The sequence below is a fragment of the Pseudomonas sp. DW-iso3 genome (assembly GCF_058725305.1).
This window is the reverse complement of sequence record NZ_JBZXDZ010000008.1, coordinates 275827-290771: the sequence shown is the minus strand read 5'-3', so window position 1 is coordinate 290771 and position 14945 is coordinate 275827. Positions and strand designations below refer to the sequence as shown.

15 protein-coding genes are annotated in these 14945 nt (G+C 61.8%); 12 read left to right on the top strand and 3 right to left on the bottom strand.

The genetic code is table 11. The features are described 5' to 3' along the window. Position 1: 1 nt before the first annotated feature. From AC4PS7_RS23830 to AC4PS7_RS23805, 6 genes are all read left to right on the top strand, one after another. Entirely contained in the window at positions 2 to 865 is an 864-nt protein-coding gene (locus tag AC4PS7_RS23830) for a YicC/YloC family endoribonuclease (protein ID WP_010207512.1), read from the top strand. A 10-nt stretch (positions 866 to 875) separates the two neighbouring features. Next, entirely contained in the window at positions 876 to 1496 is a 621-nt protein-coding gene (gene gmk / locus AC4PS7_RS23825; protein WP_010207513.1) for a guanylate kinase, read from the top strand. A 167-nt stretch (positions 1497 to 1663) separates the two neighbouring features. After that, positions 1664 to 1927: a DNA-directed RNA polymerase subunit omega gene (gene rpoZ, locus AC4PS7_RS23820; RefSeq protein WP_003176920.1), complete on the top strand. Its 264-nt coding sequence runs from the start codon at positions 1664 to 1666 to the stop codon at positions 1925 to 1927. A gap of 60 nt (positions 1928 to 1987) precedes the next feature. Then, entirely contained in the window at positions 1988 to 4093 is a 2106-nt protein-coding gene (spoT, locus tag AC4PS7_RS23815; RefSeq protein WP_016975931.1) for a bifunctional GTP diphosphokinase/guanosine-3',5'-bis pyrophosphate 3'-pyrophosphohydrolase, read from the top strand. Between the two features lie 24 nt (positions 4094 to 4117). Next, positions 4118 to 4498 carry a RidA family protein gene (locus AC4PS7_RS23810; protein ID WP_021492594.1) on the top strand — a complete coding sequence of 127 codons (381 nt, stop codon included), beginning with the start codon at positions 4118 to 4120 and terminating at the stop codon, positions 4496 to 4498. A 56-nt stretch (positions 4499 to 4554) separates the two neighbouring features. Continuing rightward, positions 4555 to 5298 carry a hypothetical protein gene (locus tag AC4PS7_RS23805; RefSeq protein WP_010207518.1) on the top strand — a complete coding sequence of 248 codons (744 nt, stop codon included), beginning with the start codon at positions 4555 to 4557 and terminating at the stop codon, positions 5296 to 5298. A gap of 124 nt (positions 5299 to 5422) precedes the next feature. Here AC4PS7_RS23805 and AC4PS7_RS23800 read toward each other — a convergent pair whose 3' ends face one another. Beyond that, positions 5423 to 6274: an SDR family oxidoreductase gene (locus AC4PS7_RS23800; protein ID WP_492179779.1), complete on the bottom strand. Its 852-nt coding sequence runs from the start codon at positions 6272 to 6274 to the stop codon at positions 5423 to 5425. A 189-nt stretch (positions 6275 to 6463) separates the two neighbouring features. On the opposite strand from AC4PS7_RS23800, the gene exbB reads away from it, so the two are divergent. From exbB to AC4PS7_RS23770, 6 genes are all read left to right on the top strand, one after another. Continuing rightward, positions 6464 to 7444, top strand: a complete 981-nt coding sequence (gene exbB, locus AC4PS7_RS23795) for a tonB-system energizer ExbB (protein WP_010207521.1) — start codon at positions 6464 to 6466, stop codon at positions 7442 to 7444. 6 nt (positions 7445 to 7450) lie between these two features. Further along, positions 7451 to 7876, top strand: a complete 426-nt coding sequence (exbD, locus tag AC4PS7_RS23790; RefSeq protein ID WP_003195519.1) for a TonB system transport protein ExbD — start codon at positions 7451 to 7453, stop codon at positions 7874 to 7876. After that, complete coding sequence (locus AC4PS7_RS23785; protein WP_010207522.1) at positions 7873 to 8622, top strand: TonB family protein; 750 nt, start codon at positions 7873 to 7875, stop codon at positions 8620 to 8622. The genes exbD and AC4PS7_RS23785 overlap by 4 nt, the downstream gene beginning before the upstream one ends. A 221-nt stretch (positions 8623 to 8843) precedes the next feature. Then, on the top strand, positions 8844 to 9764 hold the full coding sequence (locus AC4PS7_RS23780) for a hydrogen peroxide-inducible genes activator (protein ID WP_010207523.1): 921 nt from the start codon (positions 8844 to 8846) through the stop codon (positions 9762 to 9764). A gap of 8 nt (positions 9765 to 9772) precedes the next feature. Then, positions 9773 to 11848: an ATP-dependent DNA helicase RecG gene (recG, locus tag AC4PS7_RS23775; protein ID WP_305436744.1), complete on the top strand. Its 2076-nt coding sequence runs from the start codon at positions 9773 to 9775 to the stop codon at positions 11846 to 11848. A gap of 127 nt (positions 11849 to 11975) precedes the next feature. Continuing rightward, positions 11976 to 13376, top strand: coding sequence for an aminoacyl-tRNA deacylase and HDOD domain-containing protein (locus AC4PS7_RS23770; protein WP_010207526.1), 1401 nt, complete (start codon positions 11976 to 11978; stop codon positions 13374 to 13376). A 117-nt stretch (positions 13377 to 13493) separates the two neighbouring features. On the opposite strand, the gene AC4PS7_RS23765 is transcribed toward AC4PS7_RS23770, so the two are convergent. Further along, a complete protein-coding gene (locus AC4PS7_RS23765) occupies positions 13494 to 13868 on the bottom strand; it encodes a hypothetical protein (RefSeq protein ID WP_010207528.1) in 375 nt (124 codons plus the stop codon). 124 nt (positions 13869 to 13992) lie between these two features. Continuing rightward, on the bottom strand, positions 13993 to 14913 hold the full coding sequence (tagQ, locus tag AC4PS7_RS23760) for a type VI secretion system-associated lipoprotein TagQ (RefSeq protein WP_010207530.1): 921 nt from the start codon (positions 14911 to 14913) through the stop codon (positions 13993 to 13995). Positions 14914 to 14945 lie beyond the last annotated feature (32 nt).

Sequence of the window (14945 nt, the reverse complement as noted above, 5' to 3'; positions counted from 1 at the left end):
CATGGTGCACAGCATGACCGCCTTCGCGCGCGTCGAGAAAGCCGGCGTCCAAGGCACCCTGAGCTGGGAGCTGCGCTCGGTCAACAGCCGTTACCTGGAGCCGCACCTGCGCCTGCCGGAATCGTTCCGCGACCTCGAAGGCGCCGTGCGTGAAGCGCTGCGCCAGGGTATTTCCCGTGGCAAGCTGGAATGCACGCTGCGTTTCACCGAAGAAACCACCGGCAAAGCCTTGCAGATTGACCGCGACCGTGCCGCGCAACTGGTCGCCGCCGCCGAAACCATCGCCGGACTGATCAAGCAGCCCGCCGCGCTCAACCCGCTGGAAGTGCTGGCCTGGCCCGGCGTGCTGGTGGCCGACGCCACCGACCCGCAAGCCCTCAACGCTGAAGCCCTCGCCCTGTTTAACCAGGGTTTGAAGGAGCTGAAAGCCGGCCGCGAGCGCGAAGGTGCCGAACTGGCCCGCCTGATCAACGAGCGCCTGACCTCCATCGAAGAAGATGTTGTCACCTTGCGCGAACTGGTGCCGCAAATGCTCGCCACCCAGCGCCAGAAGGTGCTCGACCGCTTCACCGACATGAAGGCCGACCTCGACCCGACGCGACTGGAACAGGAAATGGTCCTGCTTGCGCAAAAGAGCGATGTCGCCGAAGAGCTGGATCGCCTGAGCACCCACATCCTCGAAGTGCGCCGAGTGCTCAAGTCCGGCGGTGCCGCCGGTCGGCGCCTGGACTTCCTGATGCAGGAACTCAACCGCGAAGCCAATACACTGGGCTCCAAGGCGTTCGATCCGCGCAGCACCACCGCGGCGGTCAACCTCAAAGTGTTGATCGAGCAGATGCGCGAACAAGTACAGAATATTGAGTAAGGCAACCTCCATGACCCACAGCACCGGCACCCTTTACATCATTTCCGCCCCGTCGGGCGCGGGCAAAAGCAGCCTGGTCAAGGCCTTGACCGACGCTGACGAGCAGATCCGCATCTCGGTCTCCCACACCACCCGCGCCATGCGCCCAGGTGAGGTGAACGGCGTGCACTATCACTTCGTCGAGCGCACCGAGTTCGTCAAGATGATCGAACACGGCGACTTCCTGGAACGCGCCGAAGTGTTCGGCAATCTCTACGGCACCTCGCAGAGCCACTTGCAGCAGACCCTGGACGAAGGCCACGACCTGATCCTGGAAATCGACTGGCAAGGCGCCGAACAAGTGCGCCGGCTGATGCCCCAGGCGCGCTCGATCTTCATCTTGCCGCCGTCGCTGGAAGCCTTGCACCAGCGCCTGACCAATCGTGGCCAGGACAGTGACGAGATCATCGAAGGCCGCATGCGCGAAGCCGTCAGTGAAATGAGCCACTACGTCGACTACGACTACCTGATCATCAACGACGATTTTGCCCACGCACTGGATGATTTGAAGGCGATTTTCCGCACCAATCAACTCCAGCAAAAGCGTCAGCAACAGCGTTTCGGCAAATTACTGGCCGAACTGCTCGGTTGATTGGCTCTTCCCAAAACCGCTGCAAGGGCTTTACATTGGCACTTGTAGCGGTTTTGCGAGGGCCTGCGAGAAATCAGCGCTTCCCTAAACGCTGGTGATTTTTTAAACTGTTCAGTCCGCTCGCCCAACCGGGCAGCGCGCATCTTGCATTCGCTCCGAGGAATACCATGGCCCGCGTAACCGTTGAAGACTGCCTAGAACACGTGGATAACCGCTTTGAGCTGGTCATGCTCTCTACCAAGCGTGCCCGTCAACTGGCCACTGGCGGCAAAGAGCCCCTGGTCCAGTGGGAAAACGACAAGCCTACTGTTGTAGCCCTGCGTGAAATCGCTGAAGGCCTGATGAGCTACGAGTTCATCGCCAACGCTGAAATCGTTGAAGACGAACCGCTGTTTGCAGCGTTCGAGGACGAGTCCAACGAGGCCGTCTAAGCCTATGCCTGGTCGACGTAGCACGGCGCGGGGTCACAGCCAACGGCAGGAGTTCACACTTTGCCGAGCATAGACGCCCTCGCCGATCGCTTATCGGCCTACCTCGGCCCAGACCAGGTCAACCTGGTCCGCCGAGCGTATTTCTACGCCGAACAAGCCCACGACGGTCAGCGCCGCCGCAGTGGCGAGGCGTATGTCACCCATCCTCTTGCGGTGGCAAATATTCTTGCCGATATGCACATGGACCATCAGAGCCTGATGGCTGCGATGCTGCATGACGTGATCGAAGACACCGGTATTGCCAAGGAAGCGCTCAGCGCGCAATTTGGCGAAACCGTGGCCGAACTGGTCGACGGGGTCAGCAAACTGACCCAGATGAACTTCGAAACCAAAGCCGAAGCCCAGGCGGAAAACTTCCAGAAGATGGCCATGGCCATGGCCCGCGATATCCGGGTGATCCTGGTCAAGTTGGCCGACCGGCTGCACAACATGCGCACGCTGGAAGTGCTGTCCGGCGAAAAACGCCGGCGCATCGCCAAAGAAACCCTGGAAATCTACGCCCCCATCGCCAACCGGCTGGGCATGCACGCCATTCGTATCGAATTCGAAGACCTCGGTTTCAAGGCCATGCACCCGATGCGTTCGGCGCGCATCTACCAGGCGGTCAAGCGCGCGCGTGGCAACCGCAAGGAAATCGTCAACAAGATCGAAGAGTCGCTGAGCCACTGCCTGGCGATCGACGAGATCGAGGGCGAGGTCAGCGGGCGGCAGAAGCATATCTACGGCATCTATAAAAAGATGCGCGGCAAGCGCCGGGCCTTCAACGAGATCATGGACGTGTATGCGTTCCGGATCATCGTCGACAAGGTGGACACCTGTTATCGCGTGCTGGGCGCTGTACATAATTTGTACAAACCTTTGCCGGGCCGCTTCAAGGATTACATCGCGATCCCCAAGGCCAACGGCTATCAGTCGCTGCACACCACGTTGTTCGGCATGCATGGGGTGCCGATCGAGATCCAGATCCGCACCCGCGAAATGGAAGAGATGGCCAACAACGGCATTGCTGCCCATTGGCTCTACAAATCCAGCGGCGACGAGCAGCCCAAAGGCACCCATGCCCGCGCCCGCCAGTGGGTCAAGGGCGTGCTGGAAATGCAGCAACGGGCCGGCAACTCCCTGGAATTCATCGAAAGCGTGAAGATCGACCTGTTCCCGGACGAGGTCTACGTATTCACACCCAAAGGCCGGATCATGGAGCTGCCCAAAGGCTCCACGGCGGTCGACTTTGCCTACGCCGTGCACACCGATGTGGGTAACAGCTGCATCGCCTGTCGGATCAATCGTCGTCTCGCGCCGCTGTCCGAACCGCTGCAGAGTGGCTCCACGGTCGAGATCGTCAGCGCTCCGGGCGCACGCCCGAACCCGGCATGGCTGAACTTCGTGGTCACCGGCAAGGCCCGCACGCACATCCGTCACGCGCTCAAATTGCAACGCCGCTCCGAGTCCATCAGCCTGGGCGAACGCCTGCTGAACAAAGTCCTCAACGGTTTCGACAGCGCCTTGGACAAGATTCCTACAGAGCGCGTGCAAGCGATGCTCCACGAGTACCGCCAGGAAACCATCGAAGACCTGCTGGAAGATATTGGCCTGGGCAACCGCATGGCCTATGTAGTCGCCCGCCGCCTGCTCGGCGAAGGCGAACAGCTGCCGAGCCCCGAAGGTCCGCTGGCGATTCGTGGTACCGAGGGCCTGGTGCTCAGCTACGCCAAATGCTGCACACCGATCCCCGGCGACCCGATTGTCGGCCACTTGTCGGCCGGTAAAGGCATGGTGGTGCACCTGGACAACTGCCGCAACATCACCGAAATCCGCCACAACCCGGAAAAATGCATCCAGCTCTCATGGGCCAAGGATGTCACCGGCGAATTCAACGTCGAGCTGCGGGTGGAGCTGGAACACCAGCGCGGCCTGATCGCCCTGCTCGCCAGCAGCGTCAACGCGGCCGACGGCAACATCGAGAAGATCAGCATGGACGAACGCGATGGCCGCATCAGCGTGGTCCAGCTGGTGGTCAGCGTGCACGACCGCGTGCACCTGGCCCGTGTGATCAAGAAACTGCGCGCCTTGACCGGGGTCATCCGCATCACCCGTATGCGTGCATAACCGCTCTACTACAAGGAGTCATTCATGACCAAGACTGTTATCACCAGTGACAAGGCCCCAGCCGCGATCGGCACCTACTCCCAGGCGATCAGGGCGGGCAACACCGTCTACATGTCCGGCCAGATCCCGCTGGACCCAAAGACCATGGAACTGGTGGAAGGCTTCGAAGCACAGACCGTACAGGTCTTCGAAAACCTCAAGTCGGTCGCCGAGGCTGCCGGCGGCTCGTTCAAAGACATCGTCAAGCTGAACATCTTCCTCACCGACCTGAGCCACTTCGCCAAGGTCAACGAGATCATGGGCAAGTACTTCGAACAGCCGTACCCAGCCCGCGCCGCCATCGGCGTTGCCGCCCTGCCAAAGGGTGCGCAGGTTGAGATGGACGCGATTCTGGTCATCGAGTAAAACACCCGGCGCAGCCCCCATAGGCTGCGCCGATTTCGTTTCAGAAGGATTTCATGATGCGCAAAGCGCTTGTAGCCTCATCACTGCTCGCCCTGTTGCTTGGCGGCTGCGCCAGCAACCCTGCCGACCGGGATGCGGGCGGCACCTGGATCAACCAGGTCGCCATCGATGCGGCAGCCAAAGGCGGCCCTTTGCGTGAAGCCCTGCAAAGCTTCGGCCCGAACCTCGAATGGGAGGTCAATACCAAGGCCTCGCAGGCACGCTACTACAACGGTTTTGAAGTAGCGGAAGGCAAGTTGCTGAGTGAAAAATCCGGCGCCTGGAGCGTGGACTTCTACGGCAGCTCCGCCACCGAACTCAAGCGCAAAGGCAAGCAACTGCTGCAAGTGGCTAATGATAACGAGCCTGAACAGTTGTTCGCCCGCCCCAAAGAGCCTGCGCCGGACGGTGCGCCCATCGGCGCCAACTTTGAGCGTGCGTTGTATGCAGCCTACATGGGCGGCGACTGGAAGATCAGCGACGGCTTCGGCAGCGGCGCCATCGTACAGTTCCAGGCTAACGGCAAGGTCGCCGGCCTGCCGAATGTCGATCAGTACTCGCTGTGCCTGGCGGGCGATTGCGCGTCGATGAGCGGCGGCTACGACAGCATCTGGCTGCAACTGAATGGCCAGGGCAATCCGTGGATCTTTATCCGCAAGGGTAAACAACTGGAGATCTTCCAGGCGGTCAACACCGCGCAGGCGGATGAAGTGCCTTCGTTTACGCCAGGCCCACGCCAGTGGTTGCTTGAAAAGCAATAAGTAGCCGAACGCAGACCCAAATGTGGGAGCGGGCTTGCTCGCGAAAGCGGTGTATCAGCAACACATTCAGTGCCTGACACTGCGCCTTCGCGAACAAGCCGGCGCCCACATTTTTCACCGCATTTCAGCCTTTGAGGATCGCCGCGTAGCCTTCCCGGTAAGTCGGGTACGTCGGCACCCAACCCAGCGCCTTGATACGCGCATTGCTGCATTGCTTGCTGCCGGCGCGCCGCACACTGGCGTCATCGGCCCATTCGGTCACACCCAGGTACTCGCGCAACCAGTCCACCACTTCGGCCAGTGGCGCGGGCGCATCGTCGACGCCGATGTAGACCTTGTCCAGCGAACCGCCCTTTTCTACATGCCGCAACAAAAAGGCCAGCAAACCCGCAGCGTCTTCCGCGTGAATGCGGTTGCCATATAAAGGTGGGTCGATTGCGACGCGGTAGCCTTGGCGAACCTGAGTCAGCAGCCATTCGCGACCGGGGCCATAAATGCCCGTCAGGCGCACGATACTGGCCGGGATGCCGCTGTTGAGCGCCACCTGCTCAGCCTCCAACATGACTTGCCCGGAATATCCCTTCGCCTGGGTTTCCGACGTTTCGTCGACCCACTCACCCTTCTGCTGTCCGTAGACACTGCTGCTGGATACAAACAGCAGGTGCTTCGGCTCCTGGCCGTAGTCGCCCAGCCACTCCAGCACATGTTTCAGCCCTTGTACGTAAGCGGCGCGATAGCCAGCCTCGTCGTGATCCGTCGCAGCGGCGCAGTACACCAGGTAATCCACCCCGCCGATCGGCCAGGTGTCAGGGCACTGCTTCTTGAACAAGTCCCCGGCAATACCGATCACGCCATCAGGCAGCCGCGAAATATCGCGGCGCAGGCCATGGACCTCCCATTCCGAGGCCAGCAACTGGCTGGCCAGCCGACTACCTACATCGCCACAACCGGCTATCACAACAGAAGGCGCTGCCATCACAAAAAACTCCGTACTGAAAGGTCTAGGTTAGCCTTCGCAGATGACCGTCGGCCAGAAAAAGGACAAATAAAGTAACTGTATTACTTTTGTTAACAAGAATTACTTGCAATAATAACCGCCCATTTGTCCTCGACCCCATGGGTCTGGAAGGACGATCACTCATTTTTTTACTCAGGTCCGGCCAGCATGACACGTAATACAACCCCCGCTTCGCCAACCAAGCTTCACAGCCCATCCCGCGCCTGGCGTGCGATTGCTGCGCTGCTGTTCAGCGTACTGCTGGCACCGACCGCTGCCTTCGCTGACGCCACCGCGCCAGCCACCCCGGCTGCAGCCGAGCAAAACGCCGCGGCACCGGCCGCTCCCGCCGCAGCGCCCGCTGCTACCGACCCGGCCCAGGCTGCTGACCCAGCCTCCGCCGACGAGACCGGGGTGGTTCTGGAAGGAGACAACACCCTGGGCATGGCCCACGACCTGTCGCCATGGGGCATGTATCAGAACGCTGACGTGGTAGTGAAAGCCGTCATGATCGGCCTGGCCATCGCCTCGATCATCACCTGGACCATCTGGATTGCCAAAGGCTTCGAGTTGCTGGGCGCCAAACGTCGCCTGCGCAACGAAATCGTCCACCTGAAAAAGGCCACCACCCTCAAGGAAGCCAGCGAAAGCGCGACCAAGAAAGGCACCCTGGCCAACACCCTGGTGCACGACGCGCTGGAAGAAATGCGCCTGTCGGCCAACACCCGCGAAAAAGAAGGCATCAAGGAACGTGTGGCCTTCCGCCTGGAGCGCCTGGTGGCGGCCTGCGGTCGTAACATGAGCAGCGGCACCGGCGTGCTGGCGACCATTGGTTCGACCGCGCCCTTCGTCGGTCTGTTCGGTACCGTGTGGGGCATCATGAACAGCTTCATCGGCATCGCCAAAACCCAGACCACCAACCTTGCTGTCGTTGCCCCAGGCATCGCCGAAGCCCTGCTGGCTACCGCCCTGGGCCTGGTTGCCGCGATTCCTGCGGTGGTGATCTACAACGTCTTCGCCCGTTCGATTGCCGGCTACAAGGCTCAGGTATCGGACGCGTCGGCAGAAGTCCTGCTGCTGGTCAGCCGCGATCTCGATCACCTGCCTACCGAGCGCAGCTCGCAACCGCACATGGTGAAAGTGGGGTAATCGGCCATGGGCCTGCATTTGAATCAAGGCGACGACGAACTCGTCGAGAACCACGAAATCAACGTCACGCCGTTTATCGACGTGATGCTGGTGCTGCTGATCATCTTCATGGTGGCGGCACCGTTGGCGACCGTGGACATCAAGGTTGACCTGCCCGCGTCCAGCGCCAAGCCGGCGCCGCGGCCGGAGAAGCCGATCTTCCTCAGCGTCAAGGCGGACCAACGCCTGTTCCTGGGTGAAGAAGAAGTCAAGGCTGAAACCCTGGGGCCGGTGCTCGACGCCAAGACCCAAGGCAAGAAAGACACGACGATCTTCTTCCAGGCTGACAAGGGCGTGGACTACGGCGACCTGATGAGCGTGATGGATGCCCTGCGGGCAGCCGGCTACCTCAAGGTAGGCTTGGTCGGACTTGAGACGGCAGCCAAGAAATGATCACGACGCGCCACAAACTGACGCGTTATGGCACCAGCCTCGCCGTCGTACTGGGCGTGCATGCCGTCGCGATCGCTATCGCGCTTCATTGGTCAGCGCCGCGTACGGTGCAGTTGCCGCCGGCGGCCATGGTCATCGACCTGGCACCGATGCCCGCACCGCCACCGCCAGCGCCGCCCAAGGTGGTGACGCCGCCGCAGCCGCCTGCACCGGTGGAAGAGCTGCCCCTGCCGAAACTGGCCGAGGCACCCAAGCCAACGATCCAGGTGCCCAAGCCGGTCAAGCCCAAGCCCAAACCACAGCCGCCGAAGCCAGTGGAGAAGAAGATCGAGCCGCCCAAGGAGAAACCCTCCGAGGATCCGCCGAGCGACGCTCCACCGACCCAGGCACCGGCTGAGAAATCGGCCCAGCCTGTACCAGGCCCCTCTCCGCAGCAAATCGCAGCGAAGGCATCCTGGGAAGGCACCCTGCTGGCTCACCTGCAGAAGTACAAGAAGTATCCGCCAGGCGCCCAGGCCCGTGGCAAGGAAGGCCTGAACCGCCTGAAGTTCGTGGTCGATGCCGACGGCAACGTGCTGTCCTACGAGTTGGTGGGCCGCTCCGGCAACGCCGACCTGGACCGCGCCACCCTGGATATGATCCGCCGTGCCCAGCCGTTGCCCAAGCCACCGGCAGACATGCTCAGAGGCGGCAGTATCGAGATCGTTGCACCGTTCGTGTACAACATCGAGAAACGCCGCCGCTAAGGGTTGCAGGCATCAGCTTGTGTAGGAGCTGGCTTGCCTGCGATAGCATCACCTCGGTGCAATTGATAGACCGAGGTGCCTGCATCGCGGGCAGCCCAGATGGGTTTATCGCATCAGCAAAATCACCGATATTCCCCGCTCAATCCCCAGCAAAGTTCTGATAACGTGCGTCTATCGATTGCAGCCGGTATGCTTGGCCCGCAACCTCATGGACGCCCGCTATGACTCTTACAGAATTACGCTACATCGTTACCCTCGCCCAAGAGCAGCACTTCGGCCACGCGGCCGAGCGTTGCCATGTCAGCCAGCCGACGCTGTCGGTGGGCGTGAAAAAGCTTGAAGACGAACTCGGTGTGCTGATTTTCGAGCGCAGCAAGAGCGCCGTGCGCCTTACGCCGGTGGGTGAAGGCATTGTTGCCCAGGCCCAGAAGGTGCTGGAGCAAGCGCAGAGCATTCGCGAACTGGCCCAGGCCGGCAAGAACCAGCTGACCGCACCGCTGAAAGTCGGCGCCATCTACACGGTCGGCCCGTACCTGTTCCCGCACCTGATCCCGCAACTGCACCGCGTCGCACCGCAGATGCCGTTGTATATCGAAGAAAACTTCACCCACGTGCTGCGCGACAAACTGCGCAACGGCGAGCTGGACGCGATCATCATCGCCCTGCCGTTCAACGAAGCCGACGTGCTGACCCTGCCGCTCTACGACGAGCCGTTCCAGGTGCTGATGCCGGCCGACCATCCGTGGACCAAAAAAGACACCATCGACGCCGCCTTGCTCAACGACAAGAGCCTGCTGCTGCTCGGCGAAGGCCACTGCTTCCGCGACCAGGTCCTGGAAGCCTGCCCGACCCTGACCAAGGGCAACGACGGCGCCAAGCACACCACCGTGGAATCCAGCTCCCTGGAAACCATCCGCCACATGGTCGCGTCCGGTCTGGGTATTTCGATCCTGCCGCTGTCAGCAGTGGACAGCCATCACTACGCCCCCGGCGTGATCGAAGTGCGCCCACTCACGCCGCCGGTGCCGTTCCGTACCGTGGCGATCGCTTGGCGCGCCAGCTTCCCACGGCCGAAAGCGATTGAGATCCTCGCCGATTCGATCCGCCTGTGCTCGGTGGCCAAGCCGACAGCTGCGAGCTAAGCAACGGTATGACTGAGCTGTCGCAGGTGTCGGTGACGGCACTCAAGGGTGTCGGTGAAGCCATGGCCGAGAAGTTGGCCAAGGTCGGCCTGGAAAACCTCCAGGACGTCTTGTTCCATTTGCCCCTGCGCTATCAGGACCGGACCCGCGTCGTGCCCATCGGCCAGTTGCGCCCTGGGCAGGATGCCGTGATCGAAGGCACCGTCAGCGGCGCCGACGTGGTGATGGGCAAGCGTCGCAGCCTGGTCGTGCGCCTGCAGGACGGCACCGGTGGCCTGAGCCTGCGCTTCTACCATTTCAGCAACGCGCAGAAGGAAGGGCTCAAGCGCGGCACCCGCGTGCGCTGTTACGGCGAAGCACGGCCCGGGGCATCGGGCCTGGAGATCTATCACCCGGAATACCGCGCGATCACCGGCGACGAGCCGCCGCCGGTCGACACCACACTCACCCCCATCTACCCGCTCACCGAAGGCCTGACCCAGCAACGCCTCCGCCAACTGTGCATGCAGACGCTGACGATGCTCGGCCCGAAAAGCCTGCCCGACTGGTTGCCGTTGGAGCTGGCCCGCGATTATCAATTGGCGTCGCTGGACGATGCGATCCGCTACCTGCATCACCCGCCCGCCGATGCCGATGTCGACGAACTCGCACAGGGTCATCACTGGGCCCAGCACCGCCTGGCCTTCGAAGAGCTGCTGACCCACCAACTGTCCCAGCAACGCCTGCGCGAAAGCATGCGTTCGCTACGTGCGCCGGCGATGCCCAAAGCCACCCGCTTGCCCGCGCAGTACCTGGCCAACCTCGGCTTCGCACCGACCGGTGCCCAACAGCGCGTCGGGAATGAAATCGCTTACGACCTCAGCCAGCAGGAGCCCATGCTGCGCCTGATCCAGGGCGATGTGGGCGCGGGCAAGACCGTGGTCGCCGCCCTCGCCGCCCTGCAAGCGCTGGAAGCCGGTTATCAAGTGGCGTTGATGGCACCGACCGAGATCCTCGCCGAGCAACACTTCATCACCTTCAAGCGCTGGCTCGAACCCCTGGGCCTGGAAGTCGCGTGGCTGGCCGGCAAGCTCAAGGGCAAGAACCGCGCGGCAGCCCTGGAACAGATTGCCGGCGGCGCACAGATGGTGGTGGGCACCCACGCGCTGTTCCAGGACGAAGTGCAGTTCAAGAACCTCGCGCTGGTGATCATCGACGAACAGCACCGCTTTGGCGTGCAACAACGCCTGGCCCTGCGTCAGAAAGGCGTGGGCGGACGTATGAACCCACACCAACTGATCATGACCGCCACGCCGATCCCGCGCACCCTGGCCATGAGCGCCTACGCCGACCTCGACACCTCGATCCTCGATGAACTGCCGCCCGGCCGGACTCCGGTCAACACCGTATTGGTCACTGACACCCGGCGTGTCGAAGTGATCGAGCGCGTGCGCGGCGCCTGTGCCGAAGGGCGCCAGGCGTACTGGGTGTGCACGCTGATTGAAGAGTCCGAGGAGCTGACCTGCCAGGCTGCCGAGACCACTTATGAAGACCTCACCAGCGCTCTGGGTGAGCTCAAGGTCGGCCTGATCCACGGGCGCATGAAGCCCGCTGAAAAAGCCGCGGTGATGGCCGACTTCAAGGCCGGCAACCTGCAACTGCTGGTGGCCACCACCGTGATTGAAGTAGGTGTGGACGTACCCAATGCCAGCCTGATGATCATTGAAAACCCCGAACGCCTGGGCCTGGCGCAGCTGCACCAGTTACGCGGCCGGGTCGGCCGGGGCAGCGCCGCCAGCCATTGCGTGTTGCTCTACCACCCGCCGCTGTCGCAGATCGGTCGTCAGCGCCTGGGCATCATGCGCGAAACCAACGACGGTTTTGTCATTGCCGAAAAAGACCTGGAGCTGCGCGGCCCTGGGGAAATGCTCGGCACTCGCCAGACCGGCCTGCTGCAATTCAAGGTCGCCGACCTGATGCGCGACGCCGACCTACTGCCGGCCGTGCGCGATGCGGCGCAAGCGTTGCTCGAACGCTGGCCGGATCATGTCAGCCCGTTGCTGGATCGCTGGCTGCGCCATGGGCAGCAATACGGCCAAGTGTGACCTGAGGCTTTGTAGGAGCGGGCCAGCCCGCGCCTACAAATGAACCGCGTCACAAACCTCAGTTAGTCGACCAACAGTTGTATCAAGCTGGTTATACTTCGTTGACTGTAAGAAATTGGATCAGGCCATGTCAGAAGTTGCCCTCGCCACAGCCCCACTGACCGCCCCGCCGGTCATTCGGGCTCTGCTCGCAAAACTCGCCATCCCCTACACGGAAGTCGCCGATCTACCGGGCCTGAATCCTGCGCAAAAAATCCAGGCAGTATTGCTGGAAGACGCGGTGGGCGCACTGATGGTGCTGTTCCCGCAGAACCAGTTGCTTGACCTCAACCGCCTCGCCGAACTCACCGGTCGCCGCCTCACGGCCGTGTCGCCGGATCGCGTCGAGCGCATGCTGGGCAAACACGAACTGACCCTGCTGCCGGGCCTGCCACCGCTCACCAGTTCACCTTGCCTGTACGAAGGCAGCCTGCTCGACGAACCCAGCCTGCTGGTGCATTCGGGTGAAGCAGGCCTGTTGCTGGAGATCTCCAGAGACGCCTTCAAGACGATGCTCACCAAGGCCAGCGCCGGCCACTTCGGCGAGCCGTTGAGCAATATCCGCCCCAACCTCGACCGCCCCAATGATGACCGTGAGGAAATCACCCAGGCGATGCAGGCGTTCACCGCCCGCCGTATCCAGCAACGCCTGGAAGCGACTATCGAGATTCCACCGCTGGCCGATACCGCGCAGAAGATCATCAAGCTGCGCGTCGACCCGAACGCCACCATTGATGACATCACCGGCGTGGTCGAGACCGACCCGGCGCTGGCCGCACAAGTGGTGAGCTGGGCCGCGTCGCCGTACTACGCCTCGCCGGGCAAGATCCGCTCCGTGGAAGACGCCATCGTGCGCGTGCTGGGCTTTGACCTGGTGATCAACCTGGCGCTGGGCCTGGCACTGGGCAAGACGTTGAGCCTGCCCAAAGACCATCCGCACCAGTCCACGCCGTACTGGCACCAGTCAATCTACACCGCCGCCGTGATCGAAGGCCTGACCCGCGCCATGCCGCGCGCCCAGCGCCCGGAAGCCGGCCTGACCTACTTGGCCGGCCTGCTGCACAACTTCGGTTACCTGCTGCTGGCCCACGTGTTCCCGCCGCACTTCTCGCTGATCTGCCGTCACTTGGAGGTCAACCCGCACCTGTGCCACAGCTATGTCGAGCAACACCTGCTGGGCATCAGCCGCGAGCAGATCGGTGCCTGGTTGATGCGCTACTGGGACATGCCGGATGAGTTATCCACCGCCCTGCGCTTCCAGCATGATCCGACCTACGATGGTCAATACGCCGAATATCCGAACCTGGTGTGCCTGGCCGTGCGCCTGCTGCGCAGCCGCGGCATCGGGTCCGGGCCGGATGAAACCATCCCCGACGAGTTGCTTGAGCGCCTGGGGCTGAGCCGGGACAAGGCGGATGAAGTGGTGAGTAAGGTGCTGGATGCCGAAGTGTTGTTGCGCGAGCTGGCTTCGCAGTTCAGCCAGGGCTGAGCCACCCACACCCTGTAGGAGCGAGCTTGCTCGCGAAAAACCTGACAACACCGCGGGGCTCCAGACACCCCGCGTCATCGTTCACGACCTTCGCGAGCAAGCTCACTCCTACGGTAGTTACTTCTTTTTCTTCGGCTTCAAATACTTGGTCAACCCCTGGAACCAGATCACCAGCGCCGGGTTGCCCTTGATCTGGATCGACTTGTCCTGAATCCCCGTCATGAATGCCAATTGCTTGTTCTTCGCCTGCATCGTAGCGAAGCCGTAGGCGGCATCTTTAAAGGCGATGGCGAACGCCGGCGACGGGTGAACACCCGAGCGACTGGTGATGCGCTGGTCTTTGACGATGAAATGACGAGCAACCTTGCCGTCGAGGGTCTGCAGCTGGAAGGCCAGGTCTTTGTCACCCAGTTGCTGCTGGAAGGCGGGATTGGTGCGGCTGGCTTTGCCCATCATCAGGCCCAGCACCCACAGGAGAAGACGAAATTTCATGCACACGGCCTCGGTGTAATTATTGAGTGGCCGCAGCAGTTTAACGATTTGCTAAAGGAACGCCACCGATCTTGCGCATTAGCGGAAGATCGGCTGGCGTTTGACGCTTATAGCAGCATGTTGTTTAAACGTTAGGGCAAGGTACCGGTGCCCAGTCGGCCAGGTTCGGATCGCGGCAGCTGCCTTCGAGTTGTGCCTTGCCGGCGCTGGCAACCTGCTTGCTTTCAGCTTGCTTGGCCTGCACGGTCTGGATGCTCTTCTCGGTGGTGACTGCTTCTTTTGGCACAACCGGCAGCTTCTTCGCGACTTTCGGTGGCGTCTTGCCTTTCTTGGCGGGTACCGGTGGCGGCGTCACGTCGGCTTGGGCCACGGTGACTACGTCGTTACGCTGCACACCCACTTGCTGCAGGTCTTTTTCGTAGGCCTGGGTGTAGTTGTTCAGGTCTTCGCTGGCCTTGCCGTTGACGGCAACGATCAGGTCATTGGACTCCTTCAAACCCGCAACGATTTCCGCCAGGCGCTTGCGGCCTTCGGTGTCGTTGACGGTCTTGGCTTTGCGGTCGGCCACCAGCTTGGTGAACGCGCTCTGGTAGCACTGCTGCGAGGCTTTGGCGTAGGCGGTGCTGCGGTCGATATCCGATGCGCTTTTATTGAAGTCTGTGGAGTAAGAAGCAATGCGCTGGTTGTCATCGCTGATCTGCTTCTGACGCTCGGTGTAGTAACCCGCCGCGCCGCCGGCCAGGGCGCCGCCAGCGGCACCGATGGCAGCGTTACGGCCGCGCTTGTCGGAGTCGCCGGTCAGGGCGCCCAGCAGTGCACCACCGGCAGCGCCGATGGCTGCACCGGTCACAACCGACTTGGTCATGTCCGAATCGGTCGCGCGCAGGTGTTGCACCGGCTCGTAGCAGTTGGGGTAGTACTCGACCTTGGTGCTGGACGCGACCTTGGAGGCCGGCGACGTGGCGCAACCGGTCAGCACAGTACTGAAACCGGCCGCGATCAGCAGCAAGTGACGCTTGGAAACCGCCTTACGGGAAAAAAGCATAGGTGTGTTCTCGTTTAAGTTTGACTTGCCCA

Bases quoted from the DNA above. Each gene is read 5' to 3' on its own strand.
- AC4PS7_RS23830 (WP_010207512.1), top strand. From the start codon at position 2: ATGGTGCACAGCATGACCGCCTTCGCGCGCGTCGAGAAAGCCGGCGTC.
- gmk (WP_010207513.1), top strand. From the start codon at position 876: ATGACCCACAGCACCGGCACCCTTTACATCATTTCCGCCCCGTCGGGC.
- rpoZ (WP_003176920.1), top strand. From the start codon at position 1,664: ATGGCCCGCGTAACCGTTGAAGACTGCCTAGAACACGTGGATAACCGC.
- AC4PS7_RS23810 (WP_021492594.1), top strand. From the start codon at position 4,118: ATGACCAAGACTGTTATCACCAGTGACAAGGCCCCAGCCGCGATCGGC.
- AC4PS7_RS23805 (WP_010207518.1), top strand. From the start codon at position 4,555: ATGCGCAAAGCGCTTGTAGCCTCATCACTGCTCGCCCTGTTGCTTGGC.
- AC4PS7_RS23800 (WP_492179779.1), bottom strand. From the start codon at position 6,274: ATGGCAGCGCCTTCTGTTGTGATAGCCGGTTGTGGCGATGTAGGTAGT.
- exbB (WP_010207521.1), top strand. From the start codon at position 6,464: ATGACACGTAATACAACCCCCGCTTCGCCAACCAAGCTTCACAGCCCA.
- exbD (WP_003195519.1), top strand. From the start codon at position 7,451: ATGGGCCTGCATTTGAATCAAGGCGACGACGAACTCGTCGAGAACCAC.
- AC4PS7_RS23785 (WP_010207522.1), top strand. From the start codon at position 7,873: ATGATCACGACGCGCCACAAACTGACGCGTTATGGCACCAGCCTCGCC.
- AC4PS7_RS23780 (WP_010207523.1), top strand. From the start codon at position 8,844: ATGACTCTTACAGAATTACGCTACATCGTTACCCTCGCCCAAGAGCAG.
- recG (WP_305436744.1), top strand. From the start codon at position 9,773: ATGACTGAGCTGTCGCAGGTGTCGGTGACGGCACTCAAGGGTGTCGGT.
- AC4PS7_RS23770 (WP_010207526.1), top strand. From the start codon at position 11,976: ATGTCAGAAGTTGCCCTCGCCACAGCCCCACTGACCGCCCCGCCGGTC.
- AC4PS7_RS23765 (WP_010207528.1), bottom strand. From the start codon at position 13,868: ATGAAATTTCGTCTTCTCCTGTGGGTGCTGGGCCTGATGATGGGCAAA.
- tagQ (WP_010207530.1), bottom strand. From the start codon at position 14,913: ATGCTTTTTTCCCGTAAGGCGGTTTCCAAGCGTCACTTGCTGCTGATC.